A 24,359-nucleotide genomic window follows, 5' to 3' on the forward strand; every position below is an offset into this window, starting at 1 on the left:
ATTAACCCAAATTGATGACAGGGAGCTATAGGACAGCGAAGGTGCCTTGTGCTTTTGCGACGAGTCTTTCGTCCTGATACACCTCGGCCTCGACCACCAGCGTGCGCCGGCCGGGGTGGATGACCCGGGCGGTGCACAGCACGTCACCGTCGGACACGGCACGGATGTAGTTGATTTTGCACTCGATGGTCGCGCTCTGCTGGTCAAAACCGTGGGAGCTGGAACAGGCCAGCCCCATGGCAATGTCCACAAGGCTGAAAATCGCCCCGCCATGGAGCTTGCCCGCGCGGTTGCGCAATTGTGGCTCCAGGCTCAGGGCAACCTCGGCAACGCCTTGGTCCAGGCGTTGCAGACGGCAGCCGAGCAGCTCGCTGAAGGCGCTGTGGGTCAAGCCGGCTGGCAGCTCCATCAGCGCTTTTTCAACTGCTTGGCGTTGGCGAACAGCGAAGCCATGGCGTTATTGGCCGGGGCTGCGGTGGTGGCTTCCTTACGCGGTGCAGTGTTTTCCGAACGGTTTTGCGACTGGCGCGGTGCTGAACCCGGGCGTGCGCCACGGGCACCGTCGATTTTCTCGCCGGGGGTATCGCTCATGCGCATCGACAGGCCCACGCGTTTGCGCGGGATATCCACTTCCATAACCTTGACCTTGACCACATCCCCGGCCTTCACCGCTTCGCGCGGATCCTTGATGAACTTCTCTGAAAGCGCGGAGATATGCACCAAACCGTCCTGATGCACACCGATATCCACAAATGCGCCGAAGTTGGTCACGTTGGTCACCACGCCTTCGAGGATCATCCCCAGTTGCAAGTCCTTGAGGTCTTCGACGCCTTCCTGGAACTCGGCGGTCTTGAACTCCGGACGCGGGTCGCGACCCGGTTTTTCCAGTTCTTGCAGGATGTCGGTGATGGTCGGCACACCGAAGGTTTCGTCGGTGTACTTCTTCGGATCCAGGCGCTTGAGGAACGCGGCGTCGCCGATCAGCGAGCGGATATCGCGGTCGGTTTCAGCGGCGATGCGCTGTACCAGCGGATAGGCTTCCGGGTGGACTGCCGAGGCGTCGAGCGGGTTGTCACCGTTCATCACGCGCAGGAAGCCGGCGGCCTGTTCGAAGGTTTTTTCGCCAAGGCGTGCGACTTTTTTCAGCGCCGCTCGGGTCTTGAACGCGCCGTTTTCATCGCGATGGGTGACGATATTCTGCGCCAGGGTGGAGTTGAGGCCGGAAATCCGCGCCAGCAGGGCGACTGAGGCAGTGTTGACGTCGACGCCGACCTTGTTCACACAGTCTTCCACCACTGCATCCAGGCCGCGCGCCAGTTTCAGCTGCGACACGTCGTGCTGGTACTGGCCGACGCCAATGGATTTAGGGTCGATCTTCACCAGCTCGGCCAGTGGATCCTGCAGGCGGCGTGCGATGGACACCGCGCCACGGATCGACACGTCGAGGTCCGGGAATTCCTTGGAGGCCAGTTCCGACGCCGAGTACACCGAAGCGCCCGCCTCGGAGACCATGACCTTGGTCATTTTCATGCCTGGGTATTTTTTGATCAGCTCCAGGGCCAGCTTGTCGGTTTCGCGGCTGGCGGTGCCGTTGCCGATGGCAATCAGGTCTACCGCATGCTTGGCGCACAGGGCGGCGAGGATGGCGATGGTCTGGTCCCACTTGTTGTGCGGCACGTGCGGGTACACGGTGGCGTGGTCCAGCAGCTTGCCGGTGGCGTCGACCACGGCGACCTTGCAACCGGTGCGCAGGCCCGGGTCCAGGCCCAGGGTTGCGCGCGGGCCGGCCGGAGCGGCCAGCAGCAGGTCGTGCAGGTTGTGGGCGAATACGTTGATCGCCTCGGTCTCGGCGCCGTCGCGCAGCTCGCCCAGCAGGTCGGTTTCCAGGTGGGTGTAGAGCTTGACCTTCCAGGTCCAGCGCACGACTTCACTGAGCCATTTATCCGCAGGACGATTCTGATTCTGGATGCCGAATTGTTGGCCGATCATGCCTTCGCACGGGTGCATGGTGCCCGGCAGTTCGTCGCCGACCTTCAGCGCGGAGCTGAGAATGCCTTCGTTGCGGCCGCGGAAAATGGCGAGGGCGCGGTGGGACGGCATGCTTTTCAGTGGTTCGTCGTGCTCGAAGTAATCGCGGAACTTGGCGCCTTCTTCCTCTTTGCCGGCGATCACACGGGCGCTGAGGGTGGCTTCCTGTTTCAGGTAGTTACGCAATTTTTCCAGCAGGTTGGCGTCTTCGGCGAAACGCTCCATGAGGATGTACTTGGCGCCTTCGAGGGCGGCCTTGACGTCGGCCACGCCTTTTTCGCCATCGACAAAGCGCGCGGCTTCGGTTTCCGGGGTCAGGGACGGGTCGTTGAACAGACCGTCGGCCAGCTCGCCGAGGCCGGCTTCCAGGGCGATCTGGCCCTTGGTGCGGCGCTTCTGCTTGTACGGCAGGTACAAGTCTTCGAGGCGGGTCTTGGTGTCGGCGAGCTTGATATCGCGTTCGAGTTGCGGGGTCAGCTTGCCCTGCTCCTGGATGCTGGCGAGAATGCTGACACGCCGTTCGTCGAGTTCTCGCAGGTAGCGCAGGCGCTCTTCCAGATGCCGCAGCTGGATATCATCCAGGCTGCCGGTCACTTCTTTACGGTAACGGGCGATGAAGGGCACGGTGGAGCCTTCATCCAGTAGAGCGACGGCCGCTTCGACCTGTTGTGGGCGTACACCGAGTTCCTCGGCGATGCGGCTGTTGATGCTGTCCATAAAACCACCTGAAATTCTTGAAAGCAGTGCGCAGGCCCGGAAAACAAGGCTCTGCGCGGCTGGTTGAGCGGCCCGACTGGCGCCGCTGCCTGGGTCAAGAGGCAGCCTATTGACCCTCGAAATCGAAAAAGTCACGACAAGCAGATGAAAAAACACCAGGCCGGCCACGGTATTGCCCGGCACTGAGGCGCGGCATTATAACCAGCGATCCGTTCTTGGGGGGATTGCGCCAGGCGCCGGCGCACTGGTGGTTGGAGAAAAATCTGCTAACAATGCGTACCGTGCGTATAACGGCAGCTAAGCCATAATGCGCGCCAGATAAGAGGAGCATCCAATGAGCAGCACTGCACAAACTGCTGAAGGCGAAAAAATTCTCATCGTTGATGACGATCCGGGGCTGAGCAGCCTGCTGGAGCGGTTCTTCACCTCCAAGGGCTACCGTGCCCGCGCGGTGCCGAACACCGAGCAGATGGACCGCCTGCTCGGGCGCGAAGTCTTCAACCTGGTCGTGCTTGACCTGATGTTGCCCGGCGAAGACGGCCTGACCGCCTGCAAGCGCCTGCGCAGCACCAACAACCAGATCCCGATCATCATGCTGACCGCCAAGGGCGATGAGCTGAGCCGTATCAAGGGCCTGGAACTGGGCGCCGACGACTACCTGGCCAAGCCATTCAACCCCGACGAGCTGATGGCGCGGGTCAAGGCCGTATTGCGTCGCCAGGCGGCTCCCGTACCGGGCGCGCCAGGCAGCGAAGATGAAAGCGTGACTTTTGGTGACTACGAACTGTCGCTGGCTACCCGTGAGCTCAAGCGTGGCGAAGAAGTCCACATGCTCACCACGGGCGAATTCGCGGTGCTCAAGGCGCTGGTGATGAACGCTCGCCAACCGCTGACCCGTGACAAGCTGATGAACCTGGCCCGTGGTCGTGAATGGGACGCCCTGGAGCGCTCCATCGATGTGCAGATTTCCCGTCTGCGCCGGATGATCGAGCCGGATCCGTCCAAGCCGCGTTATATCCAGACAGTGTGGGGCGTGGGTTACGTGTTTGTGCCGGACGGCACGGCAACCAAGTAATCGATGATTTGCACATGCGGGTATTCCGGAGTTCGATCCCAAGGGGTCGGCCGGATGCCCGGCGTCTGCAATTCTGCGAGCGTGGCTCGCTCTTGCAAGGTGTCTAGCTGTCTTCTATGAAAACCCCGCTGTGGTTCCCTCAAAGTTTCTTCTCCCGCACCCTTTGGCTGGTGCTGATCGTCGTGCTGTTTTCCAAGGCGCTGACCCTCGTTTATCTGTTGATGAACGAAGACGTGCTGGTGGACCGGCAGTACAGCCATGGTGTTGCGCTGACATTGCGTGGCTACTGGGCTGTGGATCCCGAGAACCGCGAAAAAGTCGCCAAGGCGTCGACGTTGACCCGCGTGGATGGGGCTGGCGTGCCGGAAGGCGAGCAGCATTGGCCTTACAGCGAGATCTACCAGCGCCAGATGCAGGCCGAACTGGGTGAAGACACCGAGGTGCGCTTGCGCATGCATGTATCACCCGCCCTCTGGGTGCGCGCGCCGAGCCTGGGCGATGCATGGATCAAGGTTCCGCTGTATCCGCACCCGCTGCGGGGGCAGAAGATCTGGAACGTACTCGGCTGGTTCCTGGCCATCGGCCTGCTTTCCACCGCGTCGGCCTGGATTTTCGTGCGCCAGCTCAACCAGCCGCTCAAGCGCCTGGTGTTCGCCGCCAGGCAACTGGGGCAGGGGCGCAGCGTGCGCCTGCCGATCAGCGATACGCCCAGCGAAATGACCGAGGTCTATAGCGCGTTCAACCAGATGGCCGAGGATGTCGAACAGGCCGGTCGCGAGCGTGAGCTGATGCTGGCCGGGGTGTCCCACGACCTGCGCACGCCGCTGACACGCTTGCGCCTGTCCCTGGAACTGATGGGTAACCACACCGACCTGACCGATGACATGGTCCGTGATATCGAAGACATGGACGCGATTCTCGACCAGTTCCTGGCGTTTATCCGCGATGGTCGCGATGAAGTGGTGGAAGAAGTGGACCTGACCGACCTGGTCCGCGAGGTCGTGGCGCCCTATAACCAGAATGGCGAGCAGGTACACATGCGCCTGGAGCCGATCCAGCCCTTTGCGTTGCGCCGGGTCTCGATGAAGCGCCTGTTGAACAACCTGATCGGCAACGCCTTGCATCATGCGGGCACCGAGGTGGAAGTCGCCGCCTATGTGTCTGGTGACACCAACGCGCCCTATGTGGTGCTGAGTGTCATGGACCGTGGCGCCGGGATTGATCCGGCGGAGCTGGAGGGCATTTTCAACCCCTTCACCCGTGGCGACCGTGCCCGTGGTGGCAAAGGCACCGGCCTGGGGCTGGCGATTGTGCGGCGGATTGCCTCGATGCATGGTGGCAATGTTGAACTGCGCAACCGTGCCGATGGCGGGCTGGAAGCGCGGGTGCGCTTGCCGTTGGGGCTGATGTTGCCAAGGGATGCGGTCTAAGCCACGACGAAAATCAAATGTGGGAGCTGGTTTGCCTGCGAAAAAACTAACAGTGATGTTGAATGTTAGTCAGTCATCGCAGGCAAGCCAGCTCCCACACTGGTTTGTGCTGCTCTAAAGGGCGTATTTCAGCCCTTGCCTTTGGTCCGGGTCAGATTTGGCCCGCTGTTCTTCTCCAGATGCTGAATGATGATCCCCGCCACATCCTTGTTAGTGGTGGTCTCAATTCCTTCCAGGCCTGGTGACGAGTTGACTTCCATCACCAGTGGCCCGTGGTTCGAGCGCAGGATATCCACGCCCGCCACGCTCAAGCCCATGACCTTGGCTGCGCGCAGGGCGGTCATGCGTTCTTCCGGGGTGATCTTGATCAGGCTGGCGCTGCCACCCCGATGCAGGTTGGAGCGAAACTCCCCCGGCTTGGCCTGGCGCTTCATCGCGGCAATCACCTTGTCCCCCACCACGAAGCAACGGATATCGGCCCCGCCGGCTTCCTTGATGTATTCCTGGACCATGATGTTCTGCTTGAGGCCCATGAACGCTTCGATAACCGACTCTGCCGCCGTGGCGGTTTCACACAGCACCACGCCAATGCCCTGGGTGCCTTCCAGCACCTTGATCACCAATGGCGCACCGTTGACCATCTCGATCAGGTCGGGAATGTCATCGGGGGAATGGGCAAAACCAGTCACGGGCAAGCCGATGCCCCGGCGCGACAGCAATTGCAGGGAGCGCAGCTTGTCCCGGGAGCGGGCAATGGCCACCGATTCGTTGAGCGGAAACACCCCCATCATTTCAAACTGGCGCAGGACCGCGCAGCCGTAGAACGTCACCGAGGCCCCGATACGCGGGATCACCGCGTCGAAGCCTTCCAGTGGTTTGCCCCGGTAGTGGATCTGCGGCTTATGACTGGCAATGTTCATATAGGCGCGCAACGTATCGATCACCACCATCTCATGGCCCCGTTCGGTGCCGGCCTCGACCAGACGGCGGGTGGAATACAGACGCGGGTTACGCGACAGCACAGCGATCTTCATGCAACACCTGTGGCAGCAATAGTGGAGACCGGGAACACCGGCTTGTCTTGAACGTACTTGAGCCCCGGGTTGACCACTAACTGGCCGTCGATCAGGGCTTTGGAACCTAGCAACAGGCGGTAACGCATGGTTTTGCGGCAAGCCAGGGTGAACTCCACCCTCCATACCCGATCACCCAGGGCCAGGGTGGTGCTGATGACGTAGCGCACCTGCGCCTGGCCGTTGGAGCTTTTAATGGTTTTCATGGCCACCAGCGGTGCTTCGCAGCGCCGGTGACGCAGTTGCACCACGCTGCCCAGGTGCGCCGTAAAGCGCAGCCATTTTTCACCGTCACGCTCAAAAGGCTCGATCTCGGTGGCATGCAGGCTGGAGGTACTGGCGCCGGTGTCGATCTTTGCGCGCAGGCCCGCCACACCCAAATCGGGAAGCGCCACCCATTCACGCAGACCGACAACGGTCAAATGGTCAAATGTCTTCAATATGAACAACCGGCAATCAGGGAAGTTTCTACGTCATACGACACTAGCGTCCAATAGCTCACGGATTGTGACAACCCAGGACCGTTGACGAGCGCTTGGCGCCGAATTCGCGGTATTCACGCAGAATATTCACCAAATGGCGACAGATATCTTCACACCATAAAAAACCACGGCTGAAGGGAAACTGCCTGACACCTGGCGTATCTTAGGTGAGCCTTGGCGTTTGTGCGTCGAAGGGATTCGACTGTTAAGTTGCGACATTTTTCAGAGCGAGGAATTCAAGTGGCTCAAAAGCAGGAAGAGGACGAAAAAGTCCGTTTGGACAAGTGGCTGTGGGCCGCACGTTTCTACAAGACCCGGGCCTTGGCCAAGGCCGCCATCGAGAGCGGCAAGGTGCATTGCCGAGGCGAGCGCTGCAAGCCGGGCAAGGAACCGCGTGTTGGCGACGAGTTGCAGATTCGCATCGGCTTTGATGAGAAAACCGTGTTGGTGGAGGCGCTCTCCATCGTCCGCCGAGGCGCGCCTGAAGCCCAGGCGCTGTACACCGAGACCCCCGCCAGTATTGCCAAGCGCGAGAATGCGGCGGCCATGCGCAAGGCCGGAGCCTTGGGTATGAGCACCGACGGCAAACCGAGCAAGAAACAGCGCCGCGACCTGTTCAAGTTTCGCGGCAGCGGCAATGATGATTGAGGGGTTACGTGCAGGAGCCGATCAGGCTCCTGCACCTGGGCTCAGGCGTTGCGGATCACGCTCAGGCGATTGATCGCGGGTACCCGTTGGAGCAGCCGGAATAGCGGTTCGGTTATGCGTAGCAGCCAAGCCGAGACCTTCGCCGCAAACGGTGTGTAATAACCCCAACCCAGCGCTAACAGCGCCAGCAGTACGCCACCGATGTAGTCGTCCTGCCCCCAGTGAGCACCTGCCACCAGGCGCGGCATCATAAACAGCAGTGCCAGGCCCCAGATCAGCACCACCTGGCCGATCCGCTTGGCAAACACGCTCATGAACATCCCCCAGATCAGCAACACTGAAGCATGATCACCGGGGAAACTCTGGCTGGAACGGTCTTTCAATTCCCAGGTTTTTTCCAGGTTCGGGAAGTAATCGCTCATATGGATCGCTCCACTGATCACCATCGACGGGCTATTGTGCTGCCAGCCCATCTGCGCCGCGAGCTTGGAAAACAGCATACGGATAAACAGCAGTAACAGCAGAATCGCGAGGAAACCGAAAAACGCCTGGCGCACTTCAATCGCCTTGAACACCCATTCGCCGCGAATCAGCAGCATCAGCAGGATCACCCCGACCACCGCATCAAATGGCCGCAGGCTGGCGATCGCCCATATATGCAGCCAGGTCGAGTTGCTGGCCAGCGGGTCGTTGAGCAGATGAAACAGCCATTCGTCGAATATCACGCAAAGCATCTGGCCTGCGGGCCATAGCCAAAAACACAGCAGCCCCAGAGCGAGTAAATTGCACAGGGCCAATCGCCCGAGGTTCCACTTGGCTTGGAACAAACCCGGATTGTTCATAAACTGTTTCCTCTTCGCTCTAAACTCTCTTCACCTATCAGAAGAAAAGCGCACCAAATTGGTGCTAAAGCGCATAATTTTAGAAACATTGTCATCACTTTGTCATCAATTCAGATACCCAGACCTATGACTGATCTACCGGATACCGACTTCACCCAACGTTTCCTCTTTGACGACAACGACGCTCGTGGCGAGCTGGTTGCCCTGGAGCGCAGCTATGCCGAAGTCCTTGCCAAGCACCCCTATCCGGAGCCGGTCGCGCAGTTGCTTGGCGAACTGATGGCCGCCGCGTCGCTGCTGGTGGGCACCATGAAGTTCGATGGCTTGCTGATCCTCCAGGCGCGCTCCGAAGGCCCGGTGCCGATGCTGATGATCGAGTGCTCCAGTGAGCGGGAAATCCGTGGCCTGGCACGTTATGACGCAGACCAGATCCCGGCGGACGCGACCCTGGCCGACCTGATGCCCAACGGCGTGCTGGCGTTGACCATCGACCCGACCGTTGGCCAGCGTTACCAGGGCATTGTCGATCTGGACGGGGAAACCCTGTCCGACTGCTTCACCAACTATTTCGTCATGTCCCAGCAAGTGGGCACCCGCTTCTGGCTCAATGCGGACGGCAAGCGCGCCCGTGGCCTGCTGTTGCAACAGCTGCCGGCGGACCGTATCAAGGACGAGGATGAGCGCGAGGAAAGCTGGCGTGGCCTCACTGCCCTGGCGGGTACCCTGACCGCTGAAGAGCTGCTGGGCCTGGACAACGAAACCATCCTGCACCGCCTATACCATGAAGAGGAAGTGCGCCTGTTCGATGCGCAATCGCTGCGTTTCCATTGCAGCTGCTCCCGCGAGCGCTCGGGCAATGCCCTGGTGAGCCTGGGCCTTAAGGATGCGCAGAATCTGGCGGTGGAGCACGGTGGCAGAATCGAGATCGACTGCCAGTTCTGCAACCAGCGCTACCTGTTCGACGCTGCCGATATCGCCCAATTGTTCGCTGGCGCTGGCGTTGACACCCCTTCTGGTACCCACCACTAAAACGTTTAAGCACAGGTAAATCACCTGACAAACGCCGGATTAGAGGTGTTCTGACGGGAGGGCCCTACTTTTTTTGGGCTTTTCTGGCATAATCCGGCCCACTTTTTTCGCGGTAGTAGTGCGCAACTTTCTACTACAAAACGTTTGGAGCACTCGGCCATAGGCCGACGGGGAACCTCATGACGCAAGCCAATAACGCCGTATACACCGATCTGAGTGTTGACGATCTGGTCAAAGAAGCCCTGCAGCGCGGTGAAGGCGTGCTTGCCGATACTGGCGCGCTGGTCGTAGAAACCGGTCACCGTACCGGTCGTTCGCCGGTCGACCGTTTCATCGTTGAAGAGCCATCCACCCAGGCCGCTATTGCCTGGGGCCCGATCAACCGCAAGTTCCCGGCCGACAAGTTCGATGCCCTGTGGGCTCGCGTCGAGGCTTTCAACAACGCGCAAGAGCATTTCGTTTCCCACGTGCATGTAGGTTCTGCCGAAGAACACTACCTGGCCGTGAAAATGACCACTCAGACTGCCTGGCAGAACCTGTTCGGTCGTTGCCTGTTCATCAACCCGGCCCAGTACAACCCGGCCGGGCGTGAAGAGTGGCAAGTGCTCAACGTTGCCAACTTTGAATGTGTGCCTGAGCGTGACGGCACCAATTCCGATGGTTGCGTGATCCTCAACTTCGCCCAGAAAAAAGTCCTGATTGCTGGCATGCGTTACGCCGGCGAGATGAAAAAAGCCATGTTCTCGGTGCAGAACTTCCTGCTGCCGGCCGCTGACGTGCTGCCAATGCACTGCGCTGCCAACATCGGTGAGGAAGGCGACGTAACCTTGTTCTTCGGCCTTTCCGGCACTGGCAAGACCACCCTGTCCGCCGACGAAAGCCGCTACCTGATCGGTGACGACGAACACGGTTGGGGCGAAGGCGTGGTGTTCAACATCGAAGGCGGTTGCTATGCCAAGTGCATCGACCTGTCGGAGAAGAACGAGCCGGTCATCTGGAAAGCCATCAAGCACGGCGCCGTCCTGGAAAACGTGGTGATCGACGATGCCAAGCACGCCGACTACACCAACGTCAGCCTGACCCAGAACAGCCGCGCGGCGTACCCGCTGGAGCACGTTGCCAAGCGTTCCGAGAAGAACCTGGGCGGCGAGCCAAACGCGGTGATCTTCCTGACCTGCGACCTGACTGGCGTACTGCCACCGGTGTCGATCCTCAATGAAGAACAAGCGGCCTACCACTTCCTGTCTGGTTACACCGCACTGGTGGGCTCGACTGAAATGGGGTCGGGCAGCGGCATCAAATCGACCTTCTCCACCTGCTTCGGCGCACCGTTCTTCCCGCGTCCGGCTGGCGAATACGCAGAGCTGCTGATCAAGCGCATCCGTGGCTTCGGCTCCAAGGTCTACCTGGTCAACACCGGTTGGACCGGCGGTGGCTACGGCGTCGGCAAACGCTTCAACATCCCGACCACCCGTGCGGTGATCGCAGCGATCCAGAGCGGCGCGTTGATCGGTGCGCAAACCGAGCACCTGGACACCATCAACCTCGACGTGCCATTGGCCGTACCGGGCGTTGAGACCGGCCTGTTGAACCCACGCAACACCTGGGCTGACAAGGCTGCCTACGACGAAGCAGCGAAGGCCCTGGCCGGCCTGTTCGTCGAGAACTTCAAGAAATTTGAAGTGAGCGACGCGATCAAGGCAGCGGGTCCGAAGTTGTAAGATTCGCTAGCTGTTGAAAAGCCGCCCCTAGTGGGCGGCTTTTTTGTGCGCGTGGAAATCTCGATGAGCGTAGAGCAGGGCGGCAAAAAGGCCCACATTAACCACTCAGTGTTCTTTAGCTCAGATTTTCCAGCGTCTGTGTATCCCAGCTATGAGTCTTGATCGCCAGGTAGAGCATGCCGATGGTGAGCGGCATTTTCTCGCCCCGGCCCTTGGCGCGGTGTTTGAGGAATACATCGAAGACCGGCGGGTTGAAGTAACGATAAGCATCATAGTCACCCAGGTCGAGATCGAATGTCTGCTCCAGCGCCTCCATAAATTGCCTGGCTTCGGCGCCGTCGCAGCCGAGGTCGAAGTTAAGCGAGGTTTTAAGGCGGAGGGTCTTGTGCTTGGGCAGGCCGATTTCTTCATGCAGCAATTGCAGGAGCTGCTGCATGACAGGGTCTTCGGGGAAGTGGGGGGCCAGGTTCATGGTGGGAGCACGCAGGAGTGGGTGAGGGGGGAGGTGTTGCTGATGGTATTTGTTTCGAGTGAGCAGCAAACCGATGCCTATAAGAAAAGACAGAATCGGAAGGCTGTCTAATTGTAACTCTCTAATCCATCGGGTTGCGCCGAACAAAAGCGTTGGTCCGATAGCGACGAGAGCGAACCCAATCCATGTTCTGAGTATGGAGCACTTGATTCTCTTGTCGAGCAGAGCGGTAAGGGCGACGAGAATGGAGAGAGTGATCCAGGGGGCGTATTCGGTCATCGTATTACCCGCCCTGAAACTGTCGAACCAAGGCCGACAATGAGCGCTGAGGGCCGATCCCGCCATTGACCTGAGCGTCTAGGCCGATAACAACATCGCCGGCGTGGTAACTGCGAATAGCGCCCTTAATTATCAGGCCAAGAGTGCCTCCCACCGCGCCTCCAACCAGAGGCGATACCAGGCTTATGGGGGCGGAAAAGGCGCTACTAATTAGTCCTGCAACAATAGTCCCGCGCTCATTGAGTAAGTCGGCCTGTCGCCGAGTGAGTGGCTTGCAAATCGCGACGGCCATTTTGCAGGGTAAATCACGTGCGAGCATTTTTTCGTAGAGATCCATCAGTTGATAGCGCAGCTGGTTTGCGCAGATGCCTGCTTCTAGCAGATACAGGCTGGATAGCCCCTGCCGATCGCCAGGGAAAACAGTGAAACGAATCACGCTGAACGTGATGCCGTAATGGCCGATGTACTGAGTCCTTTCAAGGTTCACGGATTTCTTGCCGAGAAGGTTGCGAGGGCGCTAGTTTCGGTCAGTCTCGGCCGATTCTGTAGAGGGTTGAGTGGGCACCTGAGGCAGTTTGGGAAGCGTATGGTGCCCGACCAAGCAATTTCCTACAGAGTCTTCTGATATTGGCAATTTGGCTGTGGGGCACCCTGGCGCAGGCGGGATAAAAACCACGTCACATTTTGTATAAAATCCCGGCAAAACCCCTGAATTCAGCGTATGTTTCACCGCAAAATCTTGTAGGGCAATTCCGCCCACTACTTAAAGGGAGTTAAGCATGGGTTTGCTTCGTATCGCCTCGGCGATGTCATTGTGTGCGGTGGCGTTTTCTGTCCAGGCCGAGCAGTTGCCAATTGAAGTGCTCAGTGCGGTGGTCAAGGACCAGAAAATCGCCGACGCTGAAGTCTTGCTGCAACGCAACGGCGCACAGAACGTGGTGGGGCGCACCAACGCCCAGGGCCAGGTCACCCTCACCAGCGAAGTTGCCGATGGCGCCGACAATCTGCTGATCATCAAGAAGCCCGGCTATTCCAACCTGGTGGTGAAGTGCCCGTGCAAAGGCATGACATACGCCATCAGCCCGGTGATGGAAAACCTCGACGGCCTGCGTGTAGTGCTGACCTGGGGGCAATCGCCTTCGGACCTCGACTCCCACATGATCTTCCCCGGCAACAACATCTACTTCAACAGCAAGACCGGCACCGATGCCGAGCTGGATGTGGATGACACCGACAGCTACGGCCCGGAAACCATCACGCTGCAGAAAAAACACTACGGCGAAAGCTACGTCTACGCCGTGCATGACTTCTCCAACCGCACCAACACAGGCTCCACTGCACTGTCCGAGAGCCAGGCCAAGGTGTTTGTGTACATGGGCCAGTCCCTGGTTCGCACCTACTACGTGCCGACCAACCGTACCGGTAACCTGTGGACCGTGTTCCGCATGACCGGCAGCGGCGACTTCCAGGACATCAATACCTTCACCGGCGTGCTGGTCGAAGCCAAGGATGTGCTCAACGAAGTCAAACCCCTGCTCAACGACAGCGTTGCCGTGGATGCGGTGGTGGTCAGTTCTGCGGTACAGGGCGATGCGAAGAAGCTGAACCTCAAAGGCGAAGCGGCCTACCAGGCCGGTAACCTGGACCAGGCAATCGACTACTTCCGTCAGGCTATCGAACTGGACAATTCCTTCGGTAAAGCCTACGGCAACCTCGGCCTGGCCTATCAGAAAGCCGGTAACACCGCCGAGTCGATCTGGGCCAACCGCAAGGCGATCGCCCTGGCCAGTGGCCCGACAGCGGCCACCGTGCGCGCCGGTTCCTACTACAACATTGCGCGAATCTACGAAGCGGCCGGGCAGTTTGCCGATGCGCTGCGTCACTATCAGTTGGCCAAGGAACAGAAGGCCAACCCGGTGTATGACAAAGCCATTGAGCGTGTGCAAAACCGCTGATTGAGCTGTAGCAAAGATCTGAAAATGTGGGAGCGGGCTTGCCCGCGATAGCGGTGTAACAGTCAACAGCAGTATCGACTGGGGCACCACCATCGCGGGCAGGCCCGCTCCCACTTTTGTTTTGGGGTGTTTTATAGATTGCCGTTTGCTACCGGCTTCGCCCTCGCCGCCTGTGTATCATCCTGTCTCTCTTTTCCACGCGACCTTTCTCGATTCGCTGAAAATCCCGGGCTATGTTTTAGGCCTGTTCAGCGGTCAATGGAGTGACAGCTTATGCACGACACCCTCCAGCAGGTCTTTGGTTATCCACAGTTTCGCCCAGGCCAGGAGGCGGCTGTCAGCGCCGTGCTGGCCGGCCGCTCGGCGGCGGCGATCTTTCCCACCGGCTCCGGCAAATCCCTCTGTTATCAGCTCTCAGCCGTGTTGCTGCCGCACCTGACACTGGTAGTGTCGCCGTTGTTGGCGTTGATGCAGGACCAACTGGACTTTTTGCAGCGCCATGGCATTTCGGCCGGCAGCATTGATTCGACACAAAGCCGTGAGCAGGCCAATGACGTAATGGCCCGCGCTCGCTCCGGCGAATTGAAGATCCTGATGATTTCCGTAGAGCGCCTGAAGAACGAGCGCTTTCGCAACTTTTTGCACAGCGTTTCGATTTCGCTACTGGTGGTGGACGAGGCGCACTGTATTTCCGAGTGGGGCCACAACTTCCGCCCGGACTACCTGAAACTCCCCGACTACCAACACCAGTTCAACATTCCCCAGGCGCTGCTGTTGACGGCCACCGCCACGCCCAAGGTCATTGCGGACATGCAGGCCAAGTTCGCCATCGCCCCCGCCGACGTGATCACCACGGGGTTCTACCGGCCCAACCTCAACCTGTGGGTGGAGCCGGTCAGCGGCGCCGACAAGCGCCGGCGCCTGGCGGAGTGGATGGGCGAGCGGGCCAACCAGCCGAGCATCGTCTATGTCACCTTGCAGAAGACTGCCGAGCAGATCGCCGAGCACCTGAATCGCCATGGCATCCAGGCCGAGGCTTATCACGCAGGTTTACCCCATGATAAGCGCGAAGGCATCCAGCGCCGGTTCATGGGCGGCCAGTCCAATTGCATCGTCGCTACCATTGCCTTCGGCATGGGCATCGACAAGAGCGACATCCGCAATGTGGTGCATTTCGATCTGCCCAAATCCATCGAGAACTACAGCCAGGAAATCGGGCGTGCCGGTCGCGATGGCCAGCCTTCCGAGTGCCTGGTGCTGGCCAACCGCGACAGCCTCAATGTGCTGGAGAACTTTGTGTACGGCGATACGCCGGAGCAGGAAGGCATCCGCCTGGTGCTGGAGGAACTGCTGGCGGCCGGTGATGACGGGCAATGGGAGTTTCTGCTGCGCTCGTTAGCGGAACTGAGCAATATCCGCGAGCTACCGCTCAAGACTTTGCTGGTGCAGTTGGAGCTCAAGGGGGTGATTGCACCGCGCTATGCGTTTTATGCCGAGTATCGCTTCAAGTACCTGGTAGAGCCGGAGGTATTGCTGGCGCGTTTTTCCGGTGAGCGGCAGCAGTTTGTCGCCGCGATTATCCAAGCGTGCAAACGGGCCAGGAGCTGGGCCACCGTGGACTTTGATGCGCTTTATCAACAGCACCAGGCCGAACGCGGCCGGGTGGTCAAGGCGCTGGATTATTTCCAGGAGCAGGGCCTGATCGAGCTGGAGAGCAAGCAGATGACCGAGGTCTATAGCCTGCTCGATACCCGGTTTGATCCCCAGGCCTTGAGCGCCGAGTTATACACAGGCTTCAAGCAGCACGAAGCCACGGAAGTGGCGCGGATCCATGGGATGTTGGCGTTGTTCGCCAGTGAGCGTTGCCTGGGCTTTCGGTTGGCCGAGTATTTTGGCGATGCAGCCGCCCCCCGCCAGTGTGGGCATTGCTCGGTTTGTTCTGGACAGGTCGCCCATCTGCCCGCACCACCGGGCCTGGCACCGCTTGTGGATAAAAACTTCCAGGGGCTGTGCGGGGATTTTATCCACAGGCATCATCAGCACACCGGCAGCTTGCCAGGGGCCGAGCGCTTGACGCGGTTTTTATGCGGGATCAGCGTGCCACTGTTTACCAAGCTCAAGGCCCGGGGGATTCCAGGGTTTGCGGTGCTGGAAGAGTATCCGTATGCCGAGGTGCGGGATTGGGCCGAGGCCCACCTGAACGACCTGTAAATTCACTTCAACGAGACTTGTCCATGCCTGACTCAATGCCGCAGCGTGCCGATTACCGTCACTTCCAGCCGATCATTACGCGCTGGCACGACAATGATGTGTACGGCCATGTGAATAACGTCACCTACTACAGCTTCTTCGACACGGCAGTGAACACATACCTGATTGAACAGGGCGGGCTGGATATCCATGACGGCGAAGTGGTGGGGTTTGTGGTGAGTTCGGCGTGCGACTACTTCGCCTCGATTGCTTTCCCCGACCGTATCGAGATTGGCCTGCGGGTGGGCAAATTGGGCAACAGTTCAGTGCAGTACGAATTGGCGGTGTTCAAGGCCGGCGAAGATGAGGCCTGTGCGGCGGGGCGGTTTGTGCATGTGTTTGTGGATCGGGCGACTAACCAGCCGGTGACGATTCCACAGGTACTGCGCGAAGCACTGCAACACCTGGCGGTCTGACGGCGGCCTGCGAAACAATGAAGAGCTAATGTGGGAGCCGGGCTTGCCCGCGCTAGCGCAGTGTCAGGCCACCTATTGGTTGCTGGCATTGCGCTAGCGCAGGCAAGCCAGCTCCCACATTGAGTTTGCTGTGTTTACCGGTGACGGTAGTGATGCTTGTTCTTGCGATGGCCATAAGCATGCCCACGGCCACGATGATCATCACGGTCATAGCGGCGGTTATCACGCCCGCGATAGCGACGGTCGTCGTCATCGCTCTTATTGCCCATATAGTTACCCAGCGCGCCGCCCGCGCCACCGCCGGCTGCCGCGCCGATCAGGCTGCCGGTGCTACCGCCGACACTGCGCCCGACCACGTTGCCGCCTGCTGCGCCCAGTGCGCCGCCAATGGCTGCTTCGCCACGGCTGCGTTTGTCTGCGCCCACTGCGCTACCGCCGGCGCCGCCCAGGGCCGCACCAATGGCCGAACCGGTATTGCCGCCGATCTGCTGGCCGACGACCGAACCTAAAACCCCGCCCAATGCGCCGCCTACACCGGCTTCGGTGGTGCCACCGGCCATGGCTGCGCCACTGACCAGGCCAAGGGACAACAAGAGAATCGAGGAGAACTTCATAGGTGAACCTCAAGGGGATGACGGCGCGATCCTGAGGTTGTCGGAATATTCTTACAATCGAATTCCGACCAGTGGTGCAGGTTGTATACAATTAGCTAAGTTACTGTTTTATCTAGGGAACTTAAGTCGTTTTTGCCGGTCCTTAGCTACTTCGGGAAGGCCGCTTTTATACAAAAGCGGCCTTTTTTGTGCCCGTAAAAATCGTTCCCAGACATGGAGACGATCAGGCGGTCCGGGCCATGATCAGACCATTGTCGCTGGCCGCTTCCAGGCGAATCGCCACGAACTTGGAAGTAGGCGTATGGCTACCATCCCCAGTGCTTTCCAACGGCACCAGCGGGTTGACCTCCGGGTAATAGGCCGCCGCCTGCCCCGCCGGAATATCGAACGCCAGCAAGGTAAAACCCTTGACCCGGCGTTCACGGCCATCATCCCAGATCGACACGATATCGGCCTTCTGCCCCGGCTTGAAGCCCAGGCGGATGATGTCGGCTTCGTTGACAAACAACACGTCGCGCTGGCCCTTGACCCCACGATAGCGGTCATCCAGGCCGTAGATAGTGGTGTTGTACTGATCATGGGAGCGCATGGATTGCATGATCAGGTCGGGTAACTGGCCAGTGGCGCGGGTGCGTTCATGCACCAGGTCCTTGGGCAGGATGTTGGCGCGGAAGTTGGCGCGACCTGACGGCGTGTTCCAGCGGCGGGCGCCTGCGCTGTTGCCCAGGTAGAAACCGCCTGGGTGCTGCACGCGCTCATTGAAGTCCTTGAAGCCGGGAATGGTGTCGGCGATCAAGTCGCGGATGCGGCGGTAGTCGGCCACCAGCCAGTTCCAGTCCACCGGTTTGCTGCCCAGGGTGGCGGCGGCGATGCCGGCGACAATGGCCGGTTCCGATTTCATCAGCTTCGACAGCGGCTGCAATTGGCCGTTGGAGGCGTGCACCATGCTGAACGAGTCTTCCACCGTCACCGCTTGCGGGCCATCGGCCTGGATATCAATGTCGGTACGACCCAGGCACGGCAGGATCAAAGCCTGTTTACCGTGGGCCAAGTGGCTGCGATTGAGCTTGGTGCTGATCTGCACGGTCAGGTCGCAGTTGCTCAAGGCCTGGAAGGTGCGGGGGCTGTCAGGCGTGGCTTGGGCGAAGTTGCCGCCCAGGCCGATAAACACCTTGGCGCGGCCCTCAAGCATGGCGTGAATGGCTTCGACCACGTTATGCCCGTTATCACGGGGCACCTTGAACTGGAAGCGACGCTCCAGGGCATCCAGGAAGGCCACGGGCGGCCGTTCGTTGATGCCCATGGTGCGATCGCCCTGCACGTTGCTATGGCCACGCACCGGGCACAGGCCGGCACCTGGGCGGCCGATGTTGCCGCGCAGCAGCATCAGGTTGGCGATTTCCTGGATGGTCGGCACCGAATGCCGATGCTGGGTGATGCCCATCGCCCAGCACATGATCACGTTCTTGCCTTTGGCGTACATGCGCGCCGCTTGCTCGATCTCCACCAGGCTCAGGCCGGACTGTTCGACGATTTCATCCCAGGAGGTGTCGTCGATCTTGGCCAGGTAATCCAGCACGTTGACCGTGTGTTCATTGAGGAAGTCGTGGTCGAACACTGCCTCTTTGCCTTCGGCCTGGGCCTGGCGCTCCCACAGCAGCAGGAACTTGGCCATGCCGCGCAGGATGGCCATGTCGCCCCCCAGCGCCGGACGGAAATATGCGGTGTTGGTCGGTTTATCACCGTTGGTGAGCATTTCCAGTGGATGTTGCGGGTGCTGGAAGCGTTCCAGGCCACGCTCTTTGAGCGGGTTGATACACACCACCTGGGCACCGCGTTTCACTGCTTCGCGCAGCGGTTCAAGCATGCGTGGGTGGTTGGTGCCGGGGTTCTGGCCCCAGACGAAAATCGCGTCGGCGTGTTCGAAGTCGTCAAACGTCACGGTGCCTTTGCCGACCCCCACACTTTGCGCCAGGGCTACGCCGCTGGCTTCGTGGCACATGTTCGAGCAGTCCGGGAAGTTGTTGGTGCCATAGGTGCGCACGAACAGCTGATACAGGTACGCCGCTTCATTGCTGGCGCGGCCCGAGGTGTAGAACTCGGCCATGTCCGGGCTTGGCAGGGCTTGCAGGTGCTTGCCGATCAGGTCGAAGGCCGACTCCCAGCTGATTGGCTTGTAGCGGTCGGTCTCGGCGTCATAGCTCATCGGCTCGGTCAGGCGGCCCTGGTATTCGAGCCAGTAATCGCTTTGCTCCAGCAGGGAACTGACGCTGTGCTTGGCGAAGAACGCCGCATCCACCCGGCGCTTGGTGGCTTCCCAGTTGACCGCCTTGGCGCCGTTCTCGCAGAACTTGACCATGCCGCTTTCCGGCGAGTCACCCCAGGCGCAACCCGGGCAGTCGAAGCCGCCGTTCTGGTTGGTCTTGAGCATCATGCGCAGGTTTTTCAGCGCGTTATCGCTGGTCAGCCACGCCTGCGCCACGCTGATCAGCGCGCCCCAGCCGCCCGCCGGGCCTTTGTAGGGCTTGTAGCGCGGGGTCGGGGTTTGGTCGGCTTGGTGATGATTGCTCATGGCTGGTACTCCATCGCAGGGCTGTAGACCCGCGGCGCGCTTTTTTGCGGCAGGTGGATAAGATTGAGGTTGTGCCGGCGCGCCCATTGCAGGGCCAGGCCGGTGGGTGACGACAGGCTGACCAGGGTCTGGATGCCCGCGCGCAGGACTTTCTGGATCAATTCGAGGCTGCAACGGCTGGTGACAATCGCCACGCCGCCTTCGGTCGGGATGCGCTGGCGCACCAGGGCGCCGATCAGTTTGTCGAGGGCGTTATGCCGGCCGATATCTTCGCGGCCCAGCAGCAGTTCGCCCTGGTTATTCATGAACACCGCTGCATGCACCGCGCCACTGTATTGGCCCAACGGCTGGAAGGCGCTGATGCGCTGGCGCAAGCCCTCGAGCCAGGCGGCAGGCGGCAGCGGTGCGCCCGGCAAAACCTGCAGGTCCGGCAACGCCTGCTCCACGGCTTCCACGCCACACAGGCCGCAGCCGCTGGTGCCGGCCAGTTGCCGGCGCTGTTGCTTGAGGTTCCAGAAGGCGCGGCTGCAGATCTGCACCTGGGCGTACTGGGCCGAGCCTGCGCCGCTCAGTTGCAGGTCATAGATATCGCTGATGTCGCTGATGATGCCGCTGCCCAGGCTGAAGCCGACGATAAAGTCTTCAAGATCGGTGGGCGTCACCAGCATCACGGCCTGGCTGATGTCGTTGTAGGCAATCGCCAACGCAACTTCCTCGGCCAGCGCGGTGCTGGCCGGTTCCGTGTGGTCGAGGCTGCAATATTGATAACTCTGGCTGGCGGCAGGCGCGGGCGTTGTCAGGGCAGGCGCCGCGCACGCTGGGCGCTGGGCGTTCATCAAGTCTAGTCACCGGCGAAGTGTTCAGAGTGAAGACTAGGCGCGACAAAGGGTCGCGTCTAATCGCCAATACTGATCTACCGATAGATGACGTCGATCAACGCTCCGGTAGCGATTACTGATAAAGCGCGAAACACGCCTCGGCCAACGCCGAACGTGGCGCGCTGCGCCGCATGATCAGCCCCAGCTTGGCCAGGGTTTGCGCGTTTTCGATAGGTTGCAGGCGCAGGTGTTCGGTCAGGGCGTCGAGGCCGCCGTCCAGGGGCATCACCGCACAACACAGGCCGCCATGCACGGCCTGCAGCAACTGATGGACGGCATCGGTTTGCAGCAAGGGGTGTGGCGTCAGGCCGCGGCTGTGGAAGTTATGGTCGATGGACTGGCGAAAATGCATGCCGCTGGTGAGCATGCCCAGGGGCAGCTCGATCAGCGCCTCCCAGCTCAGGGGCTTTTCGCCAAAGCTGAAAAAGCGTTGGTCGTACAACAGGCCCATGCGGGTTTCGTCCAGGGCCAGGGAGTCAAAGCGCTCGCTGTCGAGGCGTTCAAGGTAGGACACCCCCAGGTCCAGGCGATTGCTCGCCAGTTGTTCGAGGATCTGCTCGGAGCTCAACGCCGACAGCTCAAAGCGCAGGCTGGGGTGCTGCCTGTGCAACTGTTGCATCAAGGCCAGCGGATCAAAGCTCGACAGCGGCACCACGCCCAGGCGCAATGTCCCCACCAGGTTGCCTCGGCAGGCGGCCGCTTCGGCCTGCAGGCCGTCATAGGCGGCCAGCACCGTACGCGCCCACGCCAGCACCCGCTCGCCAGGGGCGGTAAAACCCTCGAAACGCTGGCCGCGATTGACCAGCGGCAGCTCCAGCTCTTCTTCCAGGCTGCGCAGGCGCATCGACAGGGTTGGCTGGGTGATGTGACAGCGCGCGGCCGCCTGGCCGAAGTGACGGGTTTCGTCGAGGGCGATGAGGAATTTCAGTTGTTTGATGTCCATCTTCGCTCCGGGGGCTTATTCCAATGGCGCAGGGATTCTAGCGCGTTTGCGTCATTGGTCGGGCTGGAACCAAGGTCTGTAAGACTGGTCTAGTCTTTGGCATCTGGAAACCCAATCCCAAGGAGAGCGCACTATGAGTCTTTTTAGCTTTATCAAAGAAGCCGGCGAGAAAATCGTTGATCTGTTGACGCCGGGTAATGCAAACGCGAGTGAGCAGTTGAAGGATCACGTTGCCAAGGTCGGCCTGGGTAACCCGAATGTGCAGACCACCGTGGAGGGCGACAAGGTGACGGTGACCGGTGAAGTCGCCACCCAGGAGGAGAAAGAGAAGATTCTGCTGGCGCTGGGCAACATTGCCGGCGTGGCGACCGTGGATGACCAGATCACTGTGTCGGGCCCTGTTGTTGCGGCTGCCCGTTTTGTCGTGGTGAAAAAGGGCGACACCCTCAGCGCGATTTCCCTGTCGGTCTACGGCAATGCCAATCTGTACAACAAAATCTTCGAGGCCAACAAGCCGCTGTTGTCGCACCCGGACAAAATCTACCCAGGGCAGACGCTGCGTATTCCTGAGTAATACCCGGAGCAACTGAATAATGTGGGAGCGGGCTTGCCCGCGATTGCGGTGTGTCAGTCAGCAGATCTAGCTCTGACCCACCGCTATCGCGGGCAAGCCCGCTCCCAAAGGGGCCCCACATCTAGTTTTAGAGCCCGCTGATCAATTCCCGGTAATCCCCGACTGCATCAAACTCCGCCGTATCCTTCGGCCCTTTGCGGCTGTCCGGCTCTTTCACCGCCAGCAAATGCCCCACGCCAAAATCCCGCGCACTGCGCAGAATCGGCAGAGTGTCGTCGATAAACAGGCTGCGCGCCGGGTCGAAGTCGATGTCCGCTTGCAGGGCGTCCCAGAACTGCGGGTTTTCCTTGGCAAAACCATAGTCGTGGGAGCTGATCAGCCGCTCGAAATACGGCGCCAACTCAATGCGTTCCAACTTCAACGACAGTGAATCGCGGTGGGCGTTGGTGATCAGGATCACGCGCTTGCCGGCCTGCTTGATGGCCGCCAGAAAGGTATCGGCGTCCGGCCGCAGGGCGATCAAGTGGGCGGTTTCCAGTTTGAGTTCGCGCACCGGGATCTTCAGTTCGGTGCTCCAGAAATCCAGGCAATACCATTGCAACTGGCCGGCGTTACGCTCGAACAGTGGCTGCAACTCCATCTCCGCCAGGGCAAGGCTCACACCGTGCAGTTCGGCATAGCGCCGGGGCAGGTGTTCCATCCAGAAGTGGTTGTCGAAATGCAGGTCGAGCAGGGTGCCGTCCATGTCCAGCAGGACGGTGTCGATATCGGACCAGGGCAGTGGCGGCATGGTGGGTTCTCAAGCAGGTAAGTAAATATATCCGACACAGACAATCGGAAAAGCCACGGTATAGTAACCCGATCACGCCAAGGAGCCCTCTATGCGCCAGAAACCCACCGTCCTCGCCCGCGAAATTGTCGCCAGTAGCCGTTTGTTCCGCGTGGAGGAAGTGCAACTGCGCTTTTCCAATGGCGTTGAACGGACCTACGAGCGCCTGGTGGGCCGGGGTGCAGGGTATGGCGCGGTGATGATCGTGGCGATGATCGACGCTGACCACGCGCTGCTGGTGGAAGAATACTGCGGTGGTACGGATGAGTATGAACTGTCATTGCCCAAGGGCCTGATCGAGCCGGGCGAAGACGTGCTGGCGGCGGCAGACCGCGAGCTCAAGGAAGAGGCGGGCTATGGCGCCCGGCAGTTGGAGCACCTGACCGAACTGTCCCTGTCCCCTGGCTACATGAGCCAGAAAATCCAGGTGGTGCTGGCCACCGAGCTGTACGAAGAGCGCCTGGAAGGCGACGAGCCCGAGCCGATGCGCGTGGACCGGGTCAACCTGCGCGAGCTGGCACAACTGGCGCAGAACCCGCAGTTCAGCGAAGGCCGGGCCCTGGCCGCGTTGTACCTGGTGCGGGACTTGTTGACCCAGCGTGGAGCCTTCCAGCCATGAGCGAATTGTTCCTCGGCCACCCGTACATTGCCCCGGTGATTGAACTGGCCCGCCAGGCCGGCGAGGTCATCCTGCCGTACTGGCGCGCCGATGTAGCCGTGACGGCCAAGGCGGATGATTCGCCGGTGACCGCCGCCGACCTGGCCGCCCATCACCTGATTCTCGCCGGCCTCACTGCGCTGGACCCAAGCATCCCGGTGCTGTCGGAAGAAGATGCCGATATCGACCAGAGCGTGCGTGCCGGTTGGCAACGCTGGTGGCTGGTGGACCCGCTGGACGGCACCAAGGAATTTATCAGCGGCAGCGAAGAATTTACCGTCAACATCGCCTTGATCGAACAGGGGCAGGTGGTATTTGGCGTGGTGTCGATGCCCACCAGTGGCCGCTGCTACTTCGGCGGCGCCGGGCTTGGGGCGTGGCGCTCCGACGTGAATGCCGCACCTCGGCCGATTCAGGTGCGCCAGAAGCCGGCCGTAGGCGAGGCGTTCACCGTGGTTGCCAGCCGTCGCCACACCAGCCCCGAACAGGAGCGCTTGCTCGATGGGTTGAGTGAAGGGCTGGGGGAGTTGAAGCTGGCCAATATCGGCAGCTCCTTGAAGTTCTGCCTGTTGGCCGAAGGCAGCGCCGATTGCTATCCGCGCCTGGCGCCGACGTCGCAGTGGGACACCGCCGCCGCCCAGGGTGTGCTGGAAGGTGCTGGCGGCGAAGTGCTGGAGTTGAATGGCCAGCCGTTCAGCTATCCCGCACGCGAGTCGCTGTTGAACCCGTTCTTCCTGGCCTTGCCGGCCAAGGCCGCCTGGCGCGAGCGTTTGCTGACTCTGGCCCGTTCTTGAAGGCAATGCAGATCAAATGTGGGAGCGGGCTTGCCTGCTCCCACACAATCCCGCTCCCAGATAGGCCTTGGATGATCTTG

Annotated in this window: 23 protein-coding genes; 11 read left to right on the forward strand and 12 right to left on the reverse strand. The window is 60.3% G+C overall.

The window, feature by feature from the left end; genetic code table 11:
• Window positions 1-25: 25 nt before the first annotated feature.
• Both PSFL_RS17020 and PSFL_RS17025 read right to left on the reverse strand, forming a co-directional pair.
• Window positions 26-409, reverse strand: a complete 384-nt coding sequence (locus PSFL_RS17020) for a PaaI family thioesterase (RefSeq protein WP_057437056.1) — start codon at window positions 407-409, stop codon at window positions 26-28.
• On the reverse strand, window positions 409-2,745 hold the full coding sequence (locus PSFL_RS17025; RefSeq protein WP_115127153.1) for a Tex family protein: 2,337 nt from the start codon (window positions 2,743-2,745) through the stop codon (window positions 409-411). The genes PSFL_RS17020 and PSFL_RS17025 overlap by 1 nt, the downstream gene beginning before the upstream one ends.
• A gap of 334 nt (window positions 2,746-3,079) precedes the next feature.
• On the opposite strand from PSFL_RS17025, the gene ompR reads away from it, so the two are divergent.
• The gene (ompR, locus tag PSFL_RS17030; protein ID WP_032856582.1) at window positions 3,080-3,820 is read left to right on the forward strand and encodes a two-component system response regulator OmpR; all 741 of its coding nucleotides are present in this window, start codon (window positions 3,080-3,082) and stop codon (window positions 3,818-3,820) included.
• Between the two features lie 116 nt (window positions 3,821-3,936).
• The gene (locus PSFL_RS17035; protein WP_057437058.1) at window positions 3,937-5,250 is read left to right on the forward strand and encodes an ATP-binding protein; all 1,314 of its coding nucleotides are present in this window, start codon (window positions 3,937-3,939) and stop codon (window positions 5,248-5,250) included.
• Between the two features lie 128 nt (window positions 5,251-5,378).
• Here PSFL_RS17035 and rimK read toward each other — a convergent pair whose 3' ends face one another.
• Complete coding sequence (rimK, locus tag PSFL_RS17040; protein ID WP_057957998.1) at window positions 5,379-6,284, reverse strand: 30S ribosomal protein S6--L-glutamate ligase; 906 nt, start codon at window positions 6,282-6,284, stop codon at window positions 5,379-5,381.
• On the reverse strand, window positions 6,281-6,745 hold the full coding sequence (locus PSFL_RS17045; RefSeq protein WP_374067400.1) for an ATP-dependent zinc protease: 465 nt from the start codon (window positions 6,743-6,745) through the stop codon (window positions 6,281-6,283). The genes rimK and PSFL_RS17045 overlap by 4 nt, the downstream gene beginning before the upstream one ends.
• A 300-nt stretch (window positions 6,746-7,045) precedes the next feature.
• Here PSFL_RS17045 and PSFL_RS17050 point away from each other — a divergent pair, with 300 nt between their 5' ends.
• Window positions 7,046-7,453, forward strand: coding sequence for an RNA-binding S4 domain-containing protein (locus tag PSFL_RS17050; protein WP_057437060.1), 408 nt, complete (start codon window positions 7,046-7,048; stop codon window positions 7,451-7,453).
• A 41-nt stretch (window positions 7,454-7,494) separates the two neighbouring features.
• On the opposite strand, the gene PSFL_RS17055 is transcribed toward PSFL_RS17050, so the two are convergent.
• Window positions 7,495-8,295, reverse strand: coding sequence for a phosphatase PAP2 family protein (locus PSFL_RS17055; protein WP_273871278.1), 801 nt, complete (start codon window positions 8,293-8,295; stop codon window positions 7,495-7,497).
• Window positions 8,296-8,421: 126 nt separating this feature from the next.
• Between PSFL_RS17055 and hslO the strand changes: the two genes are divergently transcribed.
• Window positions 8,422-9,324 (forward strand): Hsp33 family molecular chaperone HslO, encoded by a 903-nt coding sequence (gene hslO / locus PSFL_RS17060; protein ID WP_397470308.1) that lies wholly within the window; start codon window positions 8,422-8,424, stop codon window positions 9,322-9,324.
• A 179-nt stretch (window positions 9,325-9,503) separates the two neighbouring features.
• Complete coding sequence (locus tag PSFL_RS17065) at window positions 9,504-11,045, forward strand: phosphoenolpyruvate carboxykinase (RefSeq protein ID WP_057437065.1); 1,542 nt, start codon at window positions 9,504-9,506, stop codon at window positions 11,043-11,045.
• Window positions 11,046-11,160: 115 nt separating this feature from the next.
• On the opposite strand, the gene PSFL_RS17070 is transcribed toward PSFL_RS17065, so the two are convergent.
• Window positions 11,161-11,796: a DUF1493 family protein gene (locus PSFL_RS17070; protein ID WP_233092020.1), complete on the reverse strand. Its 636-nt coding sequence runs from the start codon at window positions 11,794-11,796 to the stop codon at window positions 11,161-11,163.
• Between the two features lie 4 nt (window positions 11,797-11,800).
• Entirely contained in the window at window positions 11,801-12,283 is a 483-nt protein-coding gene (locus PSFL_RS17075; RefSeq protein WP_170059473.1) for a hypothetical protein, read from the reverse strand.
• Window positions 12,284-12,575: 292 nt separating this feature from the next.
• Between PSFL_RS17075 and PSFL_RS17080 the strand changes: the two genes are divergently transcribed.
• The 3 genes from PSFL_RS17080 (at window position 12,576) to PSFL_RS17090 (ending at window position 16,417) form a co-directional block, all read left to right on the forward strand.
• Window positions 12,576-13,751, forward strand: a complete 1,176-nt coding sequence (locus PSFL_RS17080) for a tetratricopeptide repeat protein (protein WP_057437068.1) — start codon at window positions 12,576-12,578, stop codon at window positions 13,749-13,751.
• 273 nt (window positions 13,752-14,024) lie between these two features.
• A complete protein-coding gene (locus tag PSFL_RS17085; RefSeq protein WP_273871273.1) occupies window positions 14,025-15,962 on the forward strand; it encodes an ATP-dependent DNA helicase RecQ in 1,938 nt (645 codons plus the stop codon).
• A 23-nt stretch (window positions 15,963-15,985) separates the two neighbouring features.
• Window positions 15,986-16,417: a thioesterase family protein gene (locus PSFL_RS17090; RefSeq protein ID WP_057437070.1), complete on the forward strand. Its 432-nt coding sequence runs from the start codon at window positions 15,986-15,988 to the stop codon at window positions 16,415-16,417.
• Window positions 16,418-16,551: 134 nt separating this feature from the next.
• On the opposite strand, the gene PSFL_RS17095 is transcribed toward PSFL_RS17090, so the two are convergent.
• The 4 genes from PSFL_RS17095 to PSFL_RS17110 all read right to left on the reverse strand — a co-directional run bounded on the left by PSFL_RS17095 (window position 16,552) and on the right by PSFL_RS17110 (window position 21,424).
• Window positions 16,552-17,031 carry a glycine zipper domain-containing protein gene (locus PSFL_RS17095; protein ID WP_057437072.1) on the reverse strand — a complete coding sequence of 160 codons (480 nt, stop codon included), beginning with the start codon at window positions 17,029-17,031 and terminating at the stop codon, window positions 16,552-16,554.
• A gap of 223 nt (window positions 17,032-17,254) precedes the next feature.
• On the reverse strand, window positions 17,255-19,603 hold the full coding sequence (locus PSFL_RS17100; protein WP_120731248.1) for an FdhF/YdeP family oxidoreductase: 2,349 nt from the start codon (window positions 19,601-19,603) through the stop codon (window positions 17,255-17,257).
• A complete protein-coding gene (gene fdhD, locus PSFL_RS17105) occupies window positions 19,600-20,439 on the reverse strand; it encodes a formate dehydrogenase accessory sulfurtransferase FdhD (protein ID WP_169959970.1) in 840 nt (279 codons plus the stop codon). The genes PSFL_RS17100 and fdhD overlap by 4 nt, the downstream gene beginning before the upstream one ends.
• A 115-nt stretch (window positions 20,440-20,554) precedes the next feature.
• Window positions 20,555-21,424, reverse strand: a complete 870-nt coding sequence (locus PSFL_RS17110; RefSeq protein WP_057444600.1) for a LysR family transcriptional regulator — start codon at window positions 21,422-21,424, stop codon at window positions 20,555-20,557.
• A gap of 133 nt (window positions 21,425-21,557) precedes the next feature.
• Here PSFL_RS17110 and lysM point away from each other — a divergent pair, with 133 nt between their 5' ends.
• The gene (lysM, locus tag PSFL_RS17115) at window positions 21,558-21,998 is read left to right on the forward strand and encodes a peptidoglycan-binding protein LysM (RefSeq protein ID WP_057958004.1); all 441 of its coding nucleotides are present in this window, start codon (window positions 21,558-21,560) and stop codon (window positions 21,996-21,998) included.
• Window positions 21,999-22,125: 127 nt separating this feature from the next.
• Here lysM and yrfG read toward each other — a convergent pair whose 3' ends face one another.
• Window positions 22,126-22,788 (reverse strand): GMP/IMP nucleotidase, encoded by a 663-nt coding sequence (yrfG, locus tag PSFL_RS17120; protein WP_057958005.1) that lies wholly within the window; start codon window positions 22,786-22,788, stop codon window positions 22,126-22,128.
• Between the two features lie 91 nt (window positions 22,789-22,879).
• Here yrfG and nudE point away from each other — a divergent pair, with 91 nt between their 5' ends.
• Window positions 22,880-23,446: an ADP compounds hydrolase NudE gene (nudE, locus tag PSFL_RS17125; RefSeq protein ID WP_057958006.1), complete on the forward strand. Its 567-nt coding sequence runs from the start codon at window positions 22,880-22,882 to the stop codon at window positions 23,444-23,446.
• Window positions 23,443-24,279, forward strand: a complete 837-nt coding sequence (cysQ, locus tag PSFL_RS17130) for a 3'(2'),5'-bisphosphate nucleotidase CysQ (protein ID WP_397470309.1) — start codon at window positions 23,443-23,445, stop codon at window positions 24,277-24,279. Before nudE ends, cysQ begins: the two co-directional genes overlap by 4 nt.
• Window positions 24,280-24,359: the final 80 nt, after the last annotated feature.

The organism is Pseudomonas sp. DD1 (genome assembly GCF_044510355.1).
Lineage (GTDB): Bacteria > Pseudomonadota > Gammaproteobacteria > Pseudomonadales > Pseudomonadaceae > Aquipseudomonas > Aquipseudomonas shahriarae.